This window comes from Aquabacterium sp. (genome assembly GCF_014378415.1).
Lineage (GTDB): Bacteria > Pseudomonadota > Gammaproteobacteria > Burkholderiales > Burkholderiaceae_C > Aquabacterium.
In genome coordinates, this window is the sequence record NZ_JACMNS010000088.1 from 1 (window position 1) to 15,129 (window position 15,129).

Sequence of the window (15,129 nt, forward strand, 5' to 3'; positions counted from 1 at the left end):
GAGCTACATGAAGACTTACAACCATCTCATCCCGCAACGGGCGCTCAAACACGTCTCACCCGTTCAGGCGCTGAAAGACTGGCATGCCAAAAAACCTGAATTGTTCAAGAAGCGCGTTTATAACCAGCCGGGACTTGACACCTAGCCTGCCCAGTGTGGCATTTGGTCTTGAAGCGGCCCGCCGCCCGCACCCGGCCCGCAGACCGCGAGTCGCCCGTGTCGGCCCATAGTGGCCCCCAACGACGCCGCTCCGAGCCGCCCCTCCCTACCCCACTCGCCCGGCCCGGCGAGGCACCATGGGCCGCTCTTCGCGGCAAGTTCCAAAGGCCGCCCCGAGAAAAGCCGCGCGCCCTGGCATTGTCGGGGTTCGATCGGCTATCGTCTCTGCAACTCCTTGAATCGATTCGCTTTTTTGAATAAATCAGGAGCCCGGCATTGACGGCGGTTCGGCATAGGTTCGGTCAAGACGAAGACCCACTTGCGTCACTCCAAAAAACATGTTAAGATTCTTCATCTTACGGATAATCGGTGGTCGGACTGTTAATCCGTAGGTCCCTGGTTCGAGCCCAGGTCGAGGAGCCAAATAAGCGAAGCCCTGTACGAAAGTACGGGGCTTTTTGCTTCGTAGGTTCGGAAACCGAACTTCGATCATTGCTCTGCTCTCATCGCCACATACTCATGAGCACCTTGCCCGCCTGCCCTCAGTGCCAGTCCGCCTTCACCTATGAAGACGGCGCTCAGCTCATCTGCCCTGAGTGCGGCCACGAGTGGTCGGCGCCATCCACTGCGTCGTCGGCACCTGATGACATCCGCGTGATCCGCGATGCCAACGGCAATGAACTCAAAGACGGCGACACGGTCACAGTGATCAAGGACTTGAAGATCAAGGGATCTTCGCTCGTGGTCAAGGTCGGCACCAAGGTCAAGAACATCCGACTGGCCGAGGGCGATCACGACATCGACTGCAAGATCGACGGGATCGGCGCGATGGGCCTGAAATCAGAATTCGTCAGGAAGCTCACATGAAACCGATCCAAGCTGGCGATCACGCCGAGATCATCGAAGGCGCCCTGGGCACCAAGGGGCCGAACGTGGGCAAGAAGGTTCGCGTGGTGTGCCTGCGTGGGGAACACAGCGAGCATGGCCGCATCTGGAAGGTCGAGGGCGAAGGCTTGATCAGTGAATATGGCGCCGTGGGCACGACGGTGGACTGCGCTCAGTCGTGGCTGCGCAAGATTGAGCCACCAAAGGTGGGTTCGGACAGCAGCGCCAAGAAGGAAATTGACGCGCCGTTGACGCAGTCATAGCCAAGGGACCGCACCTCCTGGTGGTGCACCAATTGGAAACGCCTCAAGCAGCAATGTTGGAGGCGTTTTTCTTTGCCGGTTCGGTTACCGAACTTGAGAGTAATGGCGCTCTTGCACTTAAATGCTCTTTGGTGTTGCCGCCGAGACCGGAGTGAGCCACCGAGCCGACCTTCGACTGCGCCACTTGTTCAGCCCCGACGTCTAACAGGAGTGCGGGTCTCTGACCCGCTCGTGTGGCTCACGGGGTCGTCGGCACATGAGCCAAAAGTGGCTCACATCTGCATCGGCGCCAACACCATTGGTCCTGGCTTGGGGCAAGCACGAAGGATGGTGGTGAAGCTGGCCAAAAACGGTGCAGGCGTGGTCATGCACCGTTTGGAAGGACCGGGCGAACGTGTGAGACGCGCATTTTGAAAACTGACCGTCCGAATTCAATCGGCGCTGACAGTTCATACCCCGGATCACCAATAACTTGCGCGAGTTCGAGCGTGTGCCTGGATTGCTGCTGGGCAATTGGGTTTGACCTGAATCAACCATCCACCACCAAGGCTTCTCCATCCGGCGTCGTGAACAGGACCAAGTCCTTGTCGATGGAGAAGTACCCGATGTCATAAGTGCGTCGCAAACGGCGCTGCGTCTTGCCAAAGGCCAGGTCCACCGGGCCCGATACTCCCGCGCCGATCTCGACACGCGCGTTGCCAAACAAGGCCATCTGCTTGTCCAGCTCATCCTTGCGCACCAGTAACAAGCCCAGGGCCTGCAGCGCCTGCGCCCAGTTGGACCGCAGCCGGTCCAGCACACCCGTTTTGTCGCCCTGCCGGGTCAGGTGCTGGACAAGCCTGCCGAGGTTTTCTTCTTCCTGGTTCTGCTTGGCAATCAGGCCCAGCACATCCTGGTATTCGGCCTCCAGCACAGGGTTGACGCCCACCAGCACCTGGGTGACCACGCTGGCCGAATCGCCCAGCAGGGGCACACGGATCAGCATCATGGCGCGGGCAGAACCGCCCACCAGGCGCCCACGCTGCGGTGACTGCGTGCCAACGATGATCTGGTTACCAGCCTGCAATTGGCTTTGCAAGACCATGCTGTCGATGGTGATGCCAACACCGGCATCAACGCTGGAGTTTTCGACAAATCGGGCCGACACCGAATCGCCCGCGCGCGCACTGGCACGGGCGATGATGCCGCCGCCCACCCTGATGCTGCCGCCGGCCTCCAGGTGCCCGCCATCCACGGTCCCTGTCACGATGATGTCGCCGCTGGCCTGCACTTTCATGCCGGTGAGGACGTCACCTTCAATTTGCGCGGTGCCATCAAACGCGATGTTGCCCGTGGCCATGCTCGCGCCATTGAAATAAACCACCTGCTCGACCATGACGCCGTCGCCCATGCGCACCGGCTGCCCCTTGAAAAGGGCGCGCAAGAGCTTAGGGTCTTGGCCATCCACCTTGGCACCGGGCAGGTCTGCCGCGAAAGCCACGGGTTGGCCGCGCACCGGCTCCAGCACCTCGGCGCGGACGTTGCGGCCCAGGAATCCCACGGTTTCGGGGATGATTTTCATCAAGGCCTGATCAGCCTCGACCACGGGGATGTCACCCAGCTCACGGAAATCGATCAAGCCGTTCTGGCCCACTTTGGGTCGGCGATCGCGCGTGACGTCGACCAGCATCTCGAAACGTGCGTCTTCGCCATTGCGGGCCGGTTTGCCCTTGGCGGCCACCACCCGGCCACCTTCGGGCGAGGCGCACACTTGCTGCAAGGCGGCTTCGTCAACGCCAAACAGCACACCGGCCTGGGCCAATGCAGGCACCAGGACACTCACATCCAGCAAGCTGCCGCCCCGCGCTGGGCTTACCGTCACCCAGGCGCACATGGCATCGGGCGCGATTTCAAGTTCGAAGCTGGCGTCTCGCCGCTCGGCGATGACCACCTTGAAGGACTCTTCACTGGCACACCGGCTCACTGCCTGGTGCAGTTCGTCACCCAGCAAAAACCAATGGGCATGCCCGGATTGGGCAATCAAATCCTTCGCCGCCTCGACACTCAAGGCGGGGCGGTTGGGCATGGGCCGGTGGTGCAACCAGAGTTGCCCTTCGGCCTCGATCAGATCAACACCAGAAGAACCCGACATCTGCAGCCCTTTCCAATCGGGACAAGGTCCCAGGCTTCAGTGCTGACCAGTGTATCGAGCCCACTTTGGCTGGCAATAGCGGAAACACTTTTTTTGCAACCAACTGATCACAACTTGCCCGGGGCGCGTGGGCGCCTCAGCGCATTTTCAACTGCCCCACCCGGCTCATCGCCAGTCCGGCGGCCGCCGTGCGGGTCTCGACGCCCAGCTTGGCAAAGACATGTTCCAGCTGTTTTTTGACGGTGGCCGGACTGGTGCCCAGGATGTCGCCAATGTCGCGGTTGGTCTTGCCCTTGACCACCCAGTAGAGCACTTCGCCCTCGCGGGCCGTGAGCTTGAGCTCCTGGGTCAGGGCTTGGATGGCCGCCTCGTCCGAGGTCTCGCGCATGACCAGCAGCCAGTTGTCATCGCCCGTGGGTTCGTGCAGGGCAAAGCTCAGGCGCCGACCGGCTTGCTGCACCAGCCAGGGCGTTGGCGGCTTGCCGGTGGCCATGTCGGCCAGGGCGCTGGGCGTGACCTGGCGCAGCCAGACGACCAACTCGTCGGGCGCCACGCTCTCGGGCGTCTCGAAATACTGCTGCAAGAGTTTGCGCGCCAAGGGCGTCTGCCACATGACCCGGCCGTCCGACAAGCGCACCGTCATCGACGCATGGCCAAAGGCATCCAACGCACTGCGAGCTTGCCTGGCCTGGCGCGCGCTGGCCATGTGCGAGACGATGCGGGCCAGCACTTCGCGGGGTCTGATCGGTTTGGTAACGTAGTCCACGCCACCGGCTTCAAAGGCGGCCACCACGTGCTCGGTCTCGGTCAGGCCGGTCATGAAGACGATCGGGATGTGGCTGGTCTCGGGCAGTGCTTTCAGGCGGCGGGCCACCTCAAAGCCGTCCATGCCGGGCATCAAGGCGTCGAGCAAGATGATGTCGGGCACCGATTGGCTGGCGCGCTGCAAGGCGGCTTCACCATGCGTGGCCACCAGCACGGTGTAGCCGGCTTCGTCCAGCGCATCGTGCAGCAGGGAGAGGTTGTCGGGCACATCGTCCACGATGAGCACGACATCGGTACGGCTGCGGTCGAGTCGGTCAAGCATGGGGATCATGGCCGCGATTGTGCATGGAACTGCACCAGCGCCCGCTTGACGGCATCGGCCAAGGCATCGAGCTGGAACTGCTTGGCCAGGTGGCGCATGTGCTGCACAAACACCTCGCATTGGGGCTCGGCCGCCGCGATCTGGTCCAGCGTTTTGTGCACACCGCGCACATAGCCTGCATCGATCAGCTCTTCCAGGCTTTGCAAGGCTTTGAGCGATGGCAGCACCTGCATGCCGTCGCCCGCGCTTTGCGCGCCCATGGGTTGGCTGACGGCGGGGCGTTGCGCCTCGATCCATTGCAAGGTCAGGCGCCGCCCCAGCCAATCCAGCAGCTCGGCCATGCGCACGGGCTTGACGATGAAATCGTCAAACGTCACGCCCACGTCGTTGTCCATGCCCTTGTCAAAGGCGTTGGCCGACACGATGGCAATCGGCGCGCGGCTCAAGCCTTCTTGCTTGATGGTACGGATGGTGGTCCAACCGTCGATGCCGGGCATCGCCAGGTCCATCAACACGGCATGGGGTTCTTGCGCCTGCGGGCAACTGCGCAAAAGGGACAGGCACTCCACGCCCGATGCCAACGGGGTCACATCAAAGCCCAGGGGTTCGAGGATGCGCACCAGCAGGCCACGGTCGGCCTCTTCGTTGTCCACCACCCAGACCCGGAGGCGATCACCCACATAGCCGGTGCGCAGGCCCAAGGGCACCGAGCGGTCAGCGTGGGTCAGGCGCACCTGCGGCAGGAACAGGCGGATGCGGAAAACCGTGCCCTGCCCTTCCACACTGCTGACCTTCATCTCGCCGCCCATCAGGTCGGTCAGCATCTTGCTGATGGTCAAGCCCAGGCCGGTGCCTGCCACCGACGAGCCCGCCACCGATGAACCACGCGCAAAGGGCTCGAAGACGCGCTCCAGCTCGTCGATCGGGATGCCGGGCCCAGTGTCGATCACCTCGACCAAAGCGATTTCACGGGCGTAGCTGACCCGGAATTTCACGCTGCCTTGTGAGGTGAACTTCACCGCGTTGCCCAGCACGTTGAACAGGATCTGGCGCACCCGGCGTTCGTCGGCACGCACCACTTCAGGCAGGGCCGCGTCCAACTCCACCTCAAAGCTCAAGCCCTTGCTCAAGGCTTGCGGCTGCAGCATGTTGATGATCTGCTGCAGGGACTCGAACAAGCGCATGGGCTTGACGTCCAGCGTCAGCTTGCCGCTTTCGATGCGGGCGATGTCCAGGGTGCCTTCGATCAGCGACAGCAAATGGTCGCCACCGCGCTTGATCACCTCGATGCCGTGCCTGGCGTGCTCGGGCAGGCGCTGGTCTTCGTCCAGCAATTGCGCATAGCCCAGGATGCTGTTGAGCGGCGTGCGCAGCTCGTGGCTGATGGTCGAGATGTAGCGGCTTTTGGCCTGGTTGGCCTGCTCGGCGGTGCGTTTGGCCTGCTGCAGTTTGTCATCGGTGCGGCGGTGCAACTCTACTTCGCGCACCAGCAAGTGGGTCTGCCGGTTGGATTCTTCTTGCGCCACCTTGCGGCTTTTGTGCGCCAGTACCAGCCACCAGCCCACCACGCCCGAGATCACCAGCAGCACGGCAAAGACCTTGAGGAAGCCGCTTTGCAGCGCGTCGATCAGGCCCAAGGTGGCCGGCTGATCCAAGGCGCGCAACTCGTGGTTGAAGATCAGGGCGAACAGCAGCGCCAAGGCCGGTACCAGCCCGCCCATCAACAGCATGAAGTGGCCCAACTCGGTGTCCAGGTGGCGCCAGACGAAAGGTGGCAGCAGCTTTTGCCCCACCGCCCGCCACTGCGCCGACCAGCGCGCATCGGGCTTGCACAGGTCGTGGCAGCGGGCATCCAGCGAGCAGCACAGCGAGCAGATGAAGCCCTGGTAAGCCGGGCAATGGGCCATGTCCTCGCCTTCGTACTCGCGCTCGCACACGGTGCAGCGGTAGACGCCTTTCATGCCTTGCTTTGATGGACAGGTGTCGCAGCTGGGCGCCTTGGGCTCGGGCTGACGCGCGATGTAATAGCGCCCCTGGGTGAACCAGGCGATCAGCGGTGAGGTGACCAGGGCCGTGACCAACGCGATCAAGGCCGAGAAGGCCTGCGCCATCGGCCCCAGCCAGCCCAAGTAGGCCGTCACCGACAGGATCGACGCCGCGCTCATCGCGCCCACACCCACCGGGTTCACGTCGTACAAATAAGCGCGCTTGAACTCGATGCCCTTGGGCGACCAACCCATGGGTTTGTTGATGACCAGGTCGGCCACCACGGCCATCATCCAGGCGATGGCGATGTTGGAGTAAAGCCCCAGCACGCGCCCCAAGGCCTGGAACACGTTCAACTCCATCAGCATCAAGGCGATCATGGTGTTGAACACCACCCAGACCACGCGCCCGGGGTGGCTGTGCGTGATGCGCGCAAAGAAGTTGGACCAGGCCAGCGAACCCGCGTAGGCGTTGGTGACGTTGATCTTGAGCTGAGAAATCACCACGAACAGGCAGGTGGCCGCCACCGCCCAGCTCAGGTTCGAGAACATGGTCTCGTAGGCCAGCAGGTACATTTGATTGGGGTCAACCGCGCGGTCCGCCGGCACCGACAGGCTCAAGGCCAGGTAGGCCAGCACCGTGCCGCCCAACATCTTCAGCACGCCCAGGATCACCCAGCCCGGCCCGCCCATGAACACGCTGAACCACCAGCGCGCCTTGTGTTTGGGCTGCTGCTCGGGCATGAAGCGCAGGTAGTCGGCCTGCTCGCCCATCTGTGTGATCAAGGCCACGCCCACCGTCATGGCCGCGCCAAAGGACATCAGGTTGAAGCCCGGCGCCTGCCCCTGTGCGCCGCCATACCCCACCAGGTCGCTCAGCACATGCGGATTGGCCTTGAACACGTAGATGTAAGGCAGCACCAGCATCACCAGCCAAATCGGCTGCGTCCACACCTGCAATCGGCTGATGACCGTGACCCCGTGCGTGACCAGCGGCACGACCACCACCGCGCAGATCAGGTAGCCCCAGGCGGGCGGGATGTCGAAGGCCAGCTCCAGCGCATAGGCCATGATCGCGGCCACCAGCGCGAAGAAGATGAAGGTGAAGGTGGCGTAGATCAGCGAGGTGATGGTGGAGCCGATGTAGCCAAAGCCGGCGCCCCGCGTCAGCAGGTCCATGTCCACGCCATGGCGGGCCGCGTACACGCTGATCGGCCAACCGGCCAGCAAGATGATCAAGCCGGTGGCCAGGATGGCCCATAAGGCGTTGATGAAGCCATGCTCCACCATCAAGGTGGCGCCGACCGCTTCCAGCACCAGGAAAGACGCCGCGCCGAAGGCCGTGTTGGCCACCCGCCATTCGCTCCACTTGCGGAAAGACCGGGGCGTGAAGCGCAGGGCGTAGTCCTCCAGCGTCTCGCTGCCCACCCAAGTGTTGTAGTCACGCCGCACCTTGACCACGCGCTGCAGGGCCTGGTCTCCCAGCAAATCGGCCGAAGACTCGTCCTCGGCGGCGGGCGGGCCATCAATGCGCCGTTCGGCGGCTGGACTCATTTGGCGTGTGTCTTGCATAGTGGGTACTTCATCAACGGCCAGTGCCGCAATTTCGGTGCCGAGAACAACAATGGAACTGACCCCACGAGAGAAAGACAAGCTGCTGATCTTCACGGCCGCCCTGCTGGCCGAGCGCCGCAAGGCCCGGGGACTCAAGCTGAATTACCCGGAAGCCGTGGCCCTGATCACGGCCGCCATCATGGAAGGCGCCCGCGACGGCAAAACCGTGGCCACTTTGATGAGCGAAGGCAAAACCGTGTTGAGCCGCCACGACGTCATGGACGGCGTGGCCGACATGGTGCCTGAAATCCAGGTGGAAGCGACCTTCCCGGACGGCACCAAATTGGTGACCGTGCACCAACCTATTGCTTGAAACCATTCCATCAGCCTTGAATTGCACCAATAAGGTTCAATCAAACCCGTCCACGTCCCAGCCTGGATTCAAGAACATGCCGACAACCTCATTCCGCCGCACCATGGTGGCTTGCACTCCCTGGGCTGCCGGCCTGGCTGCGGCCACCTTGGCGTCCGTGGCGCAAGCCCACGTGGGCGCCGATGGCCTGGCCCACCACCGCGGCGCCTTTGACGGCTTCACCGCAGGCGGGGCCCACCCGTTGACGGGATTGGACCACTTGGCCGCCATGATCAGCGTCGGCTTGTGGAACGCCTTGAGCCTGGGGGCCAAATCGACCCCATCCGCCAGCGCCAGGCACCTTCTGTCTGCACCGCTGGCGTTTGCGGCCACCTTGCTGATCGGCGCCTTGATGGCCCTCAATGGCGTCACCCTACCGGGCGTTGAACCCATGATCGCCGCCTCGCTGTTGGCCCTGGGGCTGCTGGTGGCCACGCGCATCGAATTGCCGACCGGCGTGGGCGCCGCCCTGGTGGCGGGTTTCGCCCTCTTCCACGGGTTGGCCCATGGCCAGGAACTGGGCGGCCACGCGGCCGCAGCGCTCACCGGCATGGTCCTGAGCACCCTGGCCCTGCACATGGCTGGCATCGGCGTCGGCCTGGCTTTGCGCCAACGCAGCCGCTGGCTGCCTCGCATCGCTGGCCTCGGTGTCACCACCTTGGGCCTTAGCCTCTTGAGCCCCGCCATCGCTGGCTTGTTCTGAGGAGCCCACCATGATCCCTGGCGAACTCTTCACCGATGGCCCCGACCACAACCTCAACCCCGGCCGCCGCACCATCACCCTGGTCGTCGAGAACGCGGGCGACCGCCCCATCCAGGTCGGCTCGCACTACCACTTCAGCGAAACCAACGCCGGCCTGCGATTTGACCGCGGCGCCGCTCACGGCATGCGCCTGAACATCGCCTCCGGCACCGCCGTGCGCTTCGAGCCCGGCCAGCAGCGCACCGTCGAGCTGGTCGACTACGCCGGCGACCGCATCGTCTATGGATTCCGTGGCCTGACCCAAGGCCCGCTCTGATTTTTCCGAAGGATCACCCCTGATGGCAACCATCCAACGGCGTGCCTACGCTGAAATGTTCGGCCCCACCGTGGGCGACCGACTGCGCCTGGCCGACACCGACCTGGTCATCGAAGTCGAGCAAGACCTGACATTGCGGGCCGGTGGCTACGGCGAGGAAGTCAAGTTCGGCGGCGGCAAAACCATCCGTGACGGCATGGGCCAAAGCCAGCGCGTCAACGGCCCCGGCCCCATGGACGCGGTCGATTGCGTGCTGACCAATGCCCTGATCCTGGACCACTGGGGCATCGTCAAAGCCGACATTGGCCTGCGCGGCGGCCGCATCTTCAAGATCGGCAAGGCGGGCAACCCCGACGTGCAACCCGGCGTGGACATCGTCATCGGCCCTGGCACCGAAATCATCGCGGCCGAAGGCATGATCGTGACTGCTGGTGGCATCGACACGCACATCCACTTCATCTGCCCGCAGCAGATCGAAGAAGCACTGATGAGTGGCGTGACCACCATGATCGGCGGCGGCACCGGCCCGGCCACCGGCACCTTCGCCACCACCTGCACGCCCGGCCCCGAAAACATCAAGCTGATGATGCAGGCCGGCGATGCCTTCCCCATGAACCTGGGCTTTTTGGGCAAGGGCAACGCCAGCCGCCCCGAAGCCTTGCGCCAGCAGGTCGAGGCCGGCGTGATCGGCCTGAAGCTGCACGAAGACTGGGGCACCACGCCCGCCGCCATCGACACCTGCCTGAGCGTGGCCGAAGAGACCGATATCCAGGTGGCGATCCACTCCGACACCCTGAACGAGTCGGGCTTTGTGGAAGACACGGTGGCCGCCTTCAAGGGGCGCACCATCCACAGTTTCCACACCGAGGGCGCTGGCGGCGGCCACGCCCCGGACATCATGAAGGTGGTGGGCGAGCCCAATGTGCTGCCTTCATCGACCAACCCGACGCGGCCCTTCACCATCAACACCATTGACGAGCACCTCGACATGCTCATGGTGTGCCACCACTTGGATGCCTCCATCGCCGAAGACTTGGCCTTCGCCGAAAGCCGCATCCGGCGCGAAACCATCGCCGCCGAAGACATCCTGCACGACCTGGGCGCCATCAGCATGTTCAGCTCCGACTCGCAGGCCATGGGCCGCGTCGGCGAGGTCATCATGCGCACCTGGCAGACCGCCCACAAGATGAAGTCACAGCGGGGCAAGCTGCCCGGCGACACCGACCGCCACGACAACGCGCGCATCAAGCGCTACGTGGCCAAGTACACCATCAACCCGGCGCTGGCCCACGGCATTTCGCACGAGGTGGGCAGCATCGAAGAAGGCAAATGGGCCGACCTGGTGGTCTGGCGCCCGGCGTTTTTTGGCGTCAAGCCTTCGCTCATCTTGAAGGGCGGCTTCATCGCGGCGGCGGCCATGGGTGATCCGAACGCGTCCATCCCCACGCCGCAGCCAGTGCACTACCGCGCCATGTTCGGCTCATATGGCGGCGCCCTGCCGCGCACCTCGCTGACCTTCATGAGCCAGGCGGGCGTGGCTGCAGGCTTGCCCGAGCAATATGGTTTGAAGAAAACCGTGTCGGCCGTGAAGGGCTGCCGCAGCGTCAAGAAGATGGACATGGTGCACAACCACTACCTGCCGGTGATGGAGATCGACGCGCAAACCTACCAAGTGCGCGCCGATGGCCAGTTGCTGACCTGCGAGCCCGCCACGGTCTTGCCAATGGCGCAGCGCTACTTCTTGTTTTAAGCCTCGCCCGGCGGAAACACGATGAGGTGATCCATCTCCAGGCGCACGCCGATGGATTCGTTGAGCGCATGGTCGTGGTGCGAAGGCACCATCGACAGCACCCTGGCGCCACTGGGCAGCTCCAGGGTGTAGAGGATCTCGGCACCCCGGAAAGCCTTGTGTTTCACCAAAGCCCGCACCGCGCTGGCATCGTCGTGGACCACGTCATCGGGCCGCAACAACACTTCCACCGGACTGCCAGGGGCGCAGGGCGCCAGGTCATTCGCGTAGCAGATGGGCCCGGGTGAGATCACATCACCCAGCTCAATGCTCAAGCATTGCGCCTCGCGCACACGGCCTGGCACGAACACGCCCTGCCCGATGAAGTCGGCCACGAAACGACTGCGGGGCCGGTGGTACAGGTTGTAGGCCGTGTCGATTTGCTGAATGCGCCCGTGATCCATCACCACGATCTGATCGGCCATGGCAAACGCCTCGTTCTGATCATGCGTGACAAAAACCGCCGTGGTGCCCGTGGCCTTCAGCACACCACGCACCTCGGTGGCGAGTTGCTCACGCAAGGCCACGTCCAGGTTGGAAAAGGGCTCGTCCAGCAACAGCAAGCGCGGCTGGGGCGCCAAGGCCCGCGCCAAAGCCACCCGCTGCTGTTGCCCCCCGGACAGCTCATGCGGATAGCGCTTGGCGGCGGCGGCCAAGCCCACCGTGTCCAGCCATTGCCGCGCCGTTTGAAGTGCCCCCTCTCCGCCCTTCAAACCAAACGCCACATTGCGCTCGACAGTCAGGTGGGGAAACAAGGCGTAGTCCTGGAACACCATGCCAATGCGCCTGCGCTCAGGGGGCACATGCCGCCCCTGCCCGCTGACCACGTCGCCCCCCATGCTGATCGATCCCGCGGTCAGGCGCTCAAAGCCGCCCACACACCGCAAAACTGTGGTCTTGCCGCAGCCTGAGGGGCCCAACAAACAGCAGATGTCACCAGCCTCGACCGACAGGCTCAACTGCGCCACAGTGGTTCGGCCCCCATAAGCGTGGTGAATGCCGTGCAGCGCCAGCGAGGGATGGGGTGGTAAATGAGTCATACAGGGGGGCACCTTACACTAGACCGCATCCATGATGTCCCCCTACTCCCACCGTATTCGACCCAGTGGGCTGACCCTGCTCGCACTGCTCATCGCCGTGGTCATGGTCATCCCGCTGTTGTCCGTTGCCACCAATGTGTTCAACACAGGCACCACTGGCACCTGGACCCACCTGATGGACACGGTGATGCCAGACTACATCACCACCACCGTGGTGTTGTGCCTGGGCGTGGGCATCGGCACGACGTTGGTCGGCGTGGGCGCGGCCTGGCTAGTCACCCATTGCGAGTTTCCGGGGCGCCGTGTTTTTGAATGGGCGCTGGTGTTGCCACTGGCCATGCCTGCTTATGTGATGGCCTATGCCTACACGGATTTCCTCCAATTCTCAGGCCCCATCCAAACCTGGCTTCGGGCCAGCTTGAACTGGACCCGTGCCGACTACTGGTTCCCGGACGTTCGCACTTTGGCCGGGGCCATCTTCATGTTCATTGGGGTGATGTACCCCTATGTGTACATGCTGACCCGCACCGCCTTTCTGGAAAGAGGCGGCGCAGTGACCGAAGCCGCCCGTTCTCTGGGCTTGAGCCCGTGGCAAAGCTTTGCCCGCGTCTCGCTGCCCATCGCCCGCCCCGCCATTGCCGCGGGCGTGACACTGGCTTTGATGGAAACACTGGCCGACTACGGGACCGTCTCTTACTTTGCCGTTCAAACCTTCACCACCGGCATCTACCGGGCCTGGTTCTCATTGGGCGACCGTGTGGCCGCAGCTCAGTTGGCCATGTGCCTGCTGGGCTTTGTGCTGGTGGTGCTGAGCATTGAGCAAAGCTCGCGCGGAAGAGCCCGCTACCACGGCACTGGTTTGCGCAAACCATCGCGAGGTCACCGCCTTGGGGGCTGGCCAGCAGGACTGGCCGTGGTGGCTTGCCTGATCCCCCTGATGATCGGCTTCGTGTTGCCAGGCGGCGTGATGTTGCACATGGCACTGACCGACGGCGATGCCCAATTCGGCTCGCGCTTCCTGACCTTGGCGCGCAACAGCTTCCTGGTGTCAACCATGACTGCCGTGCTGGCCGTGACACTGGCCCTCATCGTGGCTTATGCCCATCGCCTGCACCCCACTCTTTGGACCAGAGCCGCCCATGGCGCCGTGGGCATGGGTTATGCCTTGCCGGGATCCGTCATCGCCGTCGGCGTTCTGATCCCGGTCACCCAACTGGACAATGCCTTGGTGTCGGCTTTGAAAGCGCACCTGGGTTGGCAAGGCGGCTTGATCCTCACAGGCGGCATTGCTGCGCTGGTGTACGCCTGCCTGGTCCGTTTTTTAACCGCCGCCTTGCAAAACGTGGATGCCGCCTTGCACCGGGTCACACCCCACATGGACGACGCGGCGCGCAGCCTGGGCCTGTCATCAGGCAAAACCTTGCTCAGGGTTCACCTGCCGCTGCTGAGGCGAGGCCTGCTGACCGCGGGCCTGCTCGTGTTCATCGACGTGATGAAAGAGCTGCCTGCCACGCTGGTCATGCGGCCTTTTAATTTCGACACCCTGGCCACGCAGGTCTACACCCTGGCCTCGGACGAGCGTTTGAGCGAAGCCTCCACCGCCGCCCTGGCCATTGTGGCCGTGGGCTTGGTGCCACTCATCATTTTGTGCCGCCAGATTGCCGCCGATCGGCAATCTTGATTCAACGCCAGCCAGCGCGGTCAAACACCTTCTGGGCCAGCACCGCGTTGGCGGCCAGTTGGCCCACGGGCAGTGCATCTGACTTGAACGAACCCAAGGAATCCAACGCCGGGTTCTTGACCTTGGCCGAACTGACCACTGGCCACTCGTTGTTGCCATCGGCAAAGTAAGCCTGGGCCTCGTCGCTGCTCAAGTACTCCAGAAAACGAATGGCCGCGTCACGGTTCGGTGCCGTCTTGATCACGCCTGCGCCCGATACATTGATGTGGGTGCCCCAAGACTTCTGGTTGGGCCAGGCCACACCCAGGTCCTTGACCACCAGAAGGTCTTCCGGCTTGCTGGAGCGCATGAGGCGCGCCAGGTAATAGCTGTTTGAAATGGCCACGCCGCATTCGCCAGACGCCACCGCCTTGATCTGGTCGGTGTCACCGCCCTTGGGCGAACGGGCAAAATTGGCCACCAGGCCCTTGGCCCACTCTTCAGTCCTGGCCTCGCCCAGGTGAGCGATCATGGCGCCGCCGAGCGACAAGTTGTAAGGGTGCGAGCCCGAGCGAACGCAAACTTGCCCCTTCAAACGTGGCAAGGCCAAGTCTTCATACGTTTGAACCATGTCGGCCTTGATGGCGGCCTTGTTGTACACGATCAGGCGAGCCCTGGTTGAAAACGCAACCCAGTTTGGCGTGCGCAAGGCCGCTGGAATGCGGGCTTCCAGCACTTTGGATTGCCAGGGTTGAAACAGCCCGGCCTTGTCCGCGACTTCAAGGCGCGAGGCATCCACGGTGATCAGCAGGTCAGCCGGGCCGTTGGCCCCTTCGTTTTTGATCCGCTCCAGCAGTTCGTCTTCCTTGCCATCAAGGCGGTTGATCTTGATGCCAGTGTGCTTGGTGAAGTTGGCGTACATCGCCTCATCGGTTTGATAATGACGCGCTGAGTAAATGTTAAGCACTCCGCCAGATTGAGCATGAGCACTGAGTGCTGCAAGGCCAGCAAGCAGGCCGGTAAAAATGGATTTGACGATGAGGTTCATGAGTTGTGATGCCTTGTGGCGTCCAGTTATTCTTCAAAAAAATAATAACAGAAATGATTCGCATTCGCGAATTTGGGATGTCACGTTTTTTGCTTAC

General features: G+C 62.9%; 12 protein-coding genes and 1 pseudogene. 8 read left to right on the forward strand and 5 right to left on the reverse strand.

Features of this window, described 5'->3' with window-relative positions; genetic code table 11:
• The 3 genes and pseudogenes from H7225_RS07890 to H7225_RS07900 form a co-directional block, all read left to right on the forward strand.
• Window positions 1-145 (forward strand): annotated as a pseudogene (locus H7225_RS07890) (IS481 family transposase); the annotation flags it as partial.
• Between the two features lie 533 nt (window positions 146-678).
• Window positions 679-1,026 (forward strand): zinc ribbon domain-containing protein YjdM, encoded by a 348-nt coding sequence (locus H7225_RS07895; protein ID WP_290660556.1) that lies wholly within the window; start codon window positions 679-681, stop codon window positions 1,024-1,026.
• Complete coding sequence (locus tag H7225_RS07900) at window positions 1,023-1,307, forward strand: hypothetical protein (protein ID WP_290660558.1); 285 nt, start codon at window positions 1,023-1,025, stop codon at window positions 1,305-1,307. The genes H7225_RS07895 and H7225_RS07900 overlap by 4 nt, the downstream gene beginning before the upstream one ends.
• A 529-nt stretch (window positions 1,308-1,836) precedes the next feature.
• Here H7225_RS07900 and H7225_RS07905 read toward each other — a convergent pair.
• The 3 genes from H7225_RS07905 to H7225_RS07915 form a co-directional block, all read right to left on the reverse strand.
• On the reverse strand, window positions 1,837-3,438 hold the full coding sequence (locus H7225_RS07905; RefSeq protein ID WP_290660560.1) for a FapA family protein: 1,602 nt from the start codon (window positions 3,436-3,438) through the stop codon (window positions 1,837-1,839).
• A 136-nt stretch (window positions 3,439-3,574) separates the two neighbouring features.
• On the reverse strand, window positions 3,575-4,534 hold the full coding sequence (locus H7225_RS07910) for a response regulator transcription factor (RefSeq protein WP_290660562.1): 960 nt from the start codon (window positions 4,532-4,534) through the stop codon (window positions 3,575-3,577).
• Window positions 4,531-8,064, reverse strand: a complete 3,534-nt coding sequence (locus H7225_RS07915; protein ID WP_290660564.1) for an ATP-binding protein — start codon at window positions 8,062-8,064, stop codon at window positions 4,531-4,533. The genes H7225_RS07910 and H7225_RS07915 overlap by 4 nt, the downstream gene beginning before the upstream one ends.
• Window positions 8,065-8,134: 70 nt before the next feature.
• On the opposite strand from H7225_RS07915, the gene ureA reads away from it, so the two are divergent.
• From ureA to ureC, 4 genes are all read left to right on the forward strand, one after another.
• A complete protein-coding gene (gene ureA / locus H7225_RS07920; protein WP_230182490.1) occupies window positions 8,135-8,437 on the forward strand; it encodes an urease subunit gamma in 303 nt (100 codons plus the stop codon).
• A 76-nt stretch (window positions 8,438-8,513) separates the two neighbouring features.
• Window positions 8,514-9,179 (forward strand): HupE/UreJ family protein, encoded by a 666-nt coding sequence (locus tag H7225_RS07925; RefSeq protein ID WP_290660568.1) that lies wholly within the window; start codon window positions 8,514-8,516, stop codon window positions 9,177-9,179.
• A gap of 10 nt (window positions 9,180-9,189) precedes the next feature.
• Window positions 9,190-9,495 (forward strand): urease subunit beta, encoded by a 306-nt coding sequence (locus H7225_RS07930; RefSeq protein WP_290660570.1) that lies wholly within the window; start codon window positions 9,190-9,192, stop codon window positions 9,493-9,495.
• Window positions 9,496-9,517: 22 nt separating this feature from the next.
• Entirely contained in the window at window positions 9,518-11,245 is a 1,728-nt protein-coding gene (ureC, locus tag H7225_RS07935; protein WP_290660572.1) for an urease subunit alpha, read from the forward strand.
• Here the strand turns inward: ureC and H7225_RS07940 are convergent.
• The gene (locus H7225_RS07940; protein ID WP_290660574.1) at window positions 11,242-12,324 is read right to left on the reverse strand and encodes an ABC transporter ATP-binding protein; all 1,083 of its coding nucleotides are present in this window, start codon (window positions 12,322-12,324) and stop codon (window positions 11,242-11,244) included. The two genes, ureC and H7225_RS07940, sit on opposite strands and share 4 nt — an antisense overlap.
• A 31-nt stretch (window positions 12,325-12,355) precedes the next feature.
• Here H7225_RS07940 and H7225_RS07945 point away from each other — a divergent pair, with 31 nt between their 5' ends.
• Window positions 12,356-14,005 carry an iron ABC transporter permease gene (locus H7225_RS07945; protein WP_366481306.1) on the forward strand — a complete coding sequence of 550 codons (1,650 nt, stop codon included), beginning with the start codon at window positions 12,356-12,358 and terminating at the stop codon, window positions 14,003-14,005.
• A gap of 1 nt (window position 14,006) precedes the next feature.
• Here H7225_RS07945 and H7225_RS07950 read toward each other — a convergent pair whose 3' ends face one another.
• The gene (locus H7225_RS07950) at window positions 14,007-14,906 is read right to left on the reverse strand and encodes an extracellular solute-binding protein (RefSeq protein WP_290660577.1); all 900 of its coding nucleotides are present in this window, start codon (window positions 14,904-14,906) and stop codon (window positions 14,007-14,009) included.
• Between the last annotated feature and the right edge of the window lie 223 nt (window positions 14,907-15,129).

What these genes read in the sequence shown, in the direction of transcription:
- H7225_RS07915 (WP_290660564.1), bottom strand. Translation starts at nt 8,064, where the DNA reads ATGAGTCCAGCCGCCGAACGGCGCATTGATGGCCCGCCCGCCGCCGAG.
- H7225_RS07910 (WP_290660562.1), bottom strand. Translation starts at nt 4,534, where the DNA reads ATGATCCCCATGCTTGACCGACTCGACCGCAGCCGTACCGATGTCGTG.
- ureC (WP_290660572.1), top strand. Translation starts at nt 9,518, where the DNA reads ATGGCAACCATCCAACGGCGTGCCTACGCTGAAATGTTCGGCCCCACC.
- H7225_RS07925 (WP_290660568.1), top strand. Translation starts at nt 8,514, where the DNA reads ATGCCGACAACCTCATTCCGCCGCACCATGGTGGCTTGCACTCCCTGG.
- H7225_RS07905 (WP_290660560.1), bottom strand. Translation starts at nt 3,438, where the DNA reads ATGTCGGGTTCTTCTGGTGTTGATCTGATCGAGGCCGAAGGGCAACTC.
- H7225_RS07950 (WP_290660577.1), bottom strand. Translation starts at nt 14,906, where the DNA reads ATGTACGCCAACTTCACCAAGCACACTGGCATCAAGATCAACCGCCTT.
- H7225_RS07900 (WP_290660558.1), top strand. Translation starts at nt 1,023, where the DNA reads ATGAAACCGATCCAAGCTGGCGATCACGCCGAGATCATCGAAGGCGCC.
- H7225_RS07945 (WP_366481306.1), top strand. Translation starts at nt 12,356, where the DNA reads ATGATGTCCCCCTACTCCCACCGTATTCGACCCAGTGGGCTGACCCTG.
- H7225_RS07895 (WP_290660556.1), top strand. Translation starts at nt 679, where the DNA reads ATGAGCACCTTGCCCGCCTGCCCTCAGTGCCAGTCCGCCTTCACCTAT.
- H7225_RS07930 (WP_290660570.1), top strand. Translation starts at nt 9,190, where the DNA reads ATGATCCCTGGCGAACTCTTCACCGATGGCCCCGACCACAACCTCAAC.
- ureA (WP_230182490.1), top strand. Translation starts at nt 8,135, where the DNA reads ATGGAACTGACCCCACGAGAGAAAGACAAGCTGCTGATCTTCACGGCC.
- H7225_RS07940 (WP_290660574.1), bottom strand. Translation starts at nt 12,324, where the DNA reads ATGACTCATTTACCACCCCATCCCTCGCTGGCGCTGCACGGCATTCAC.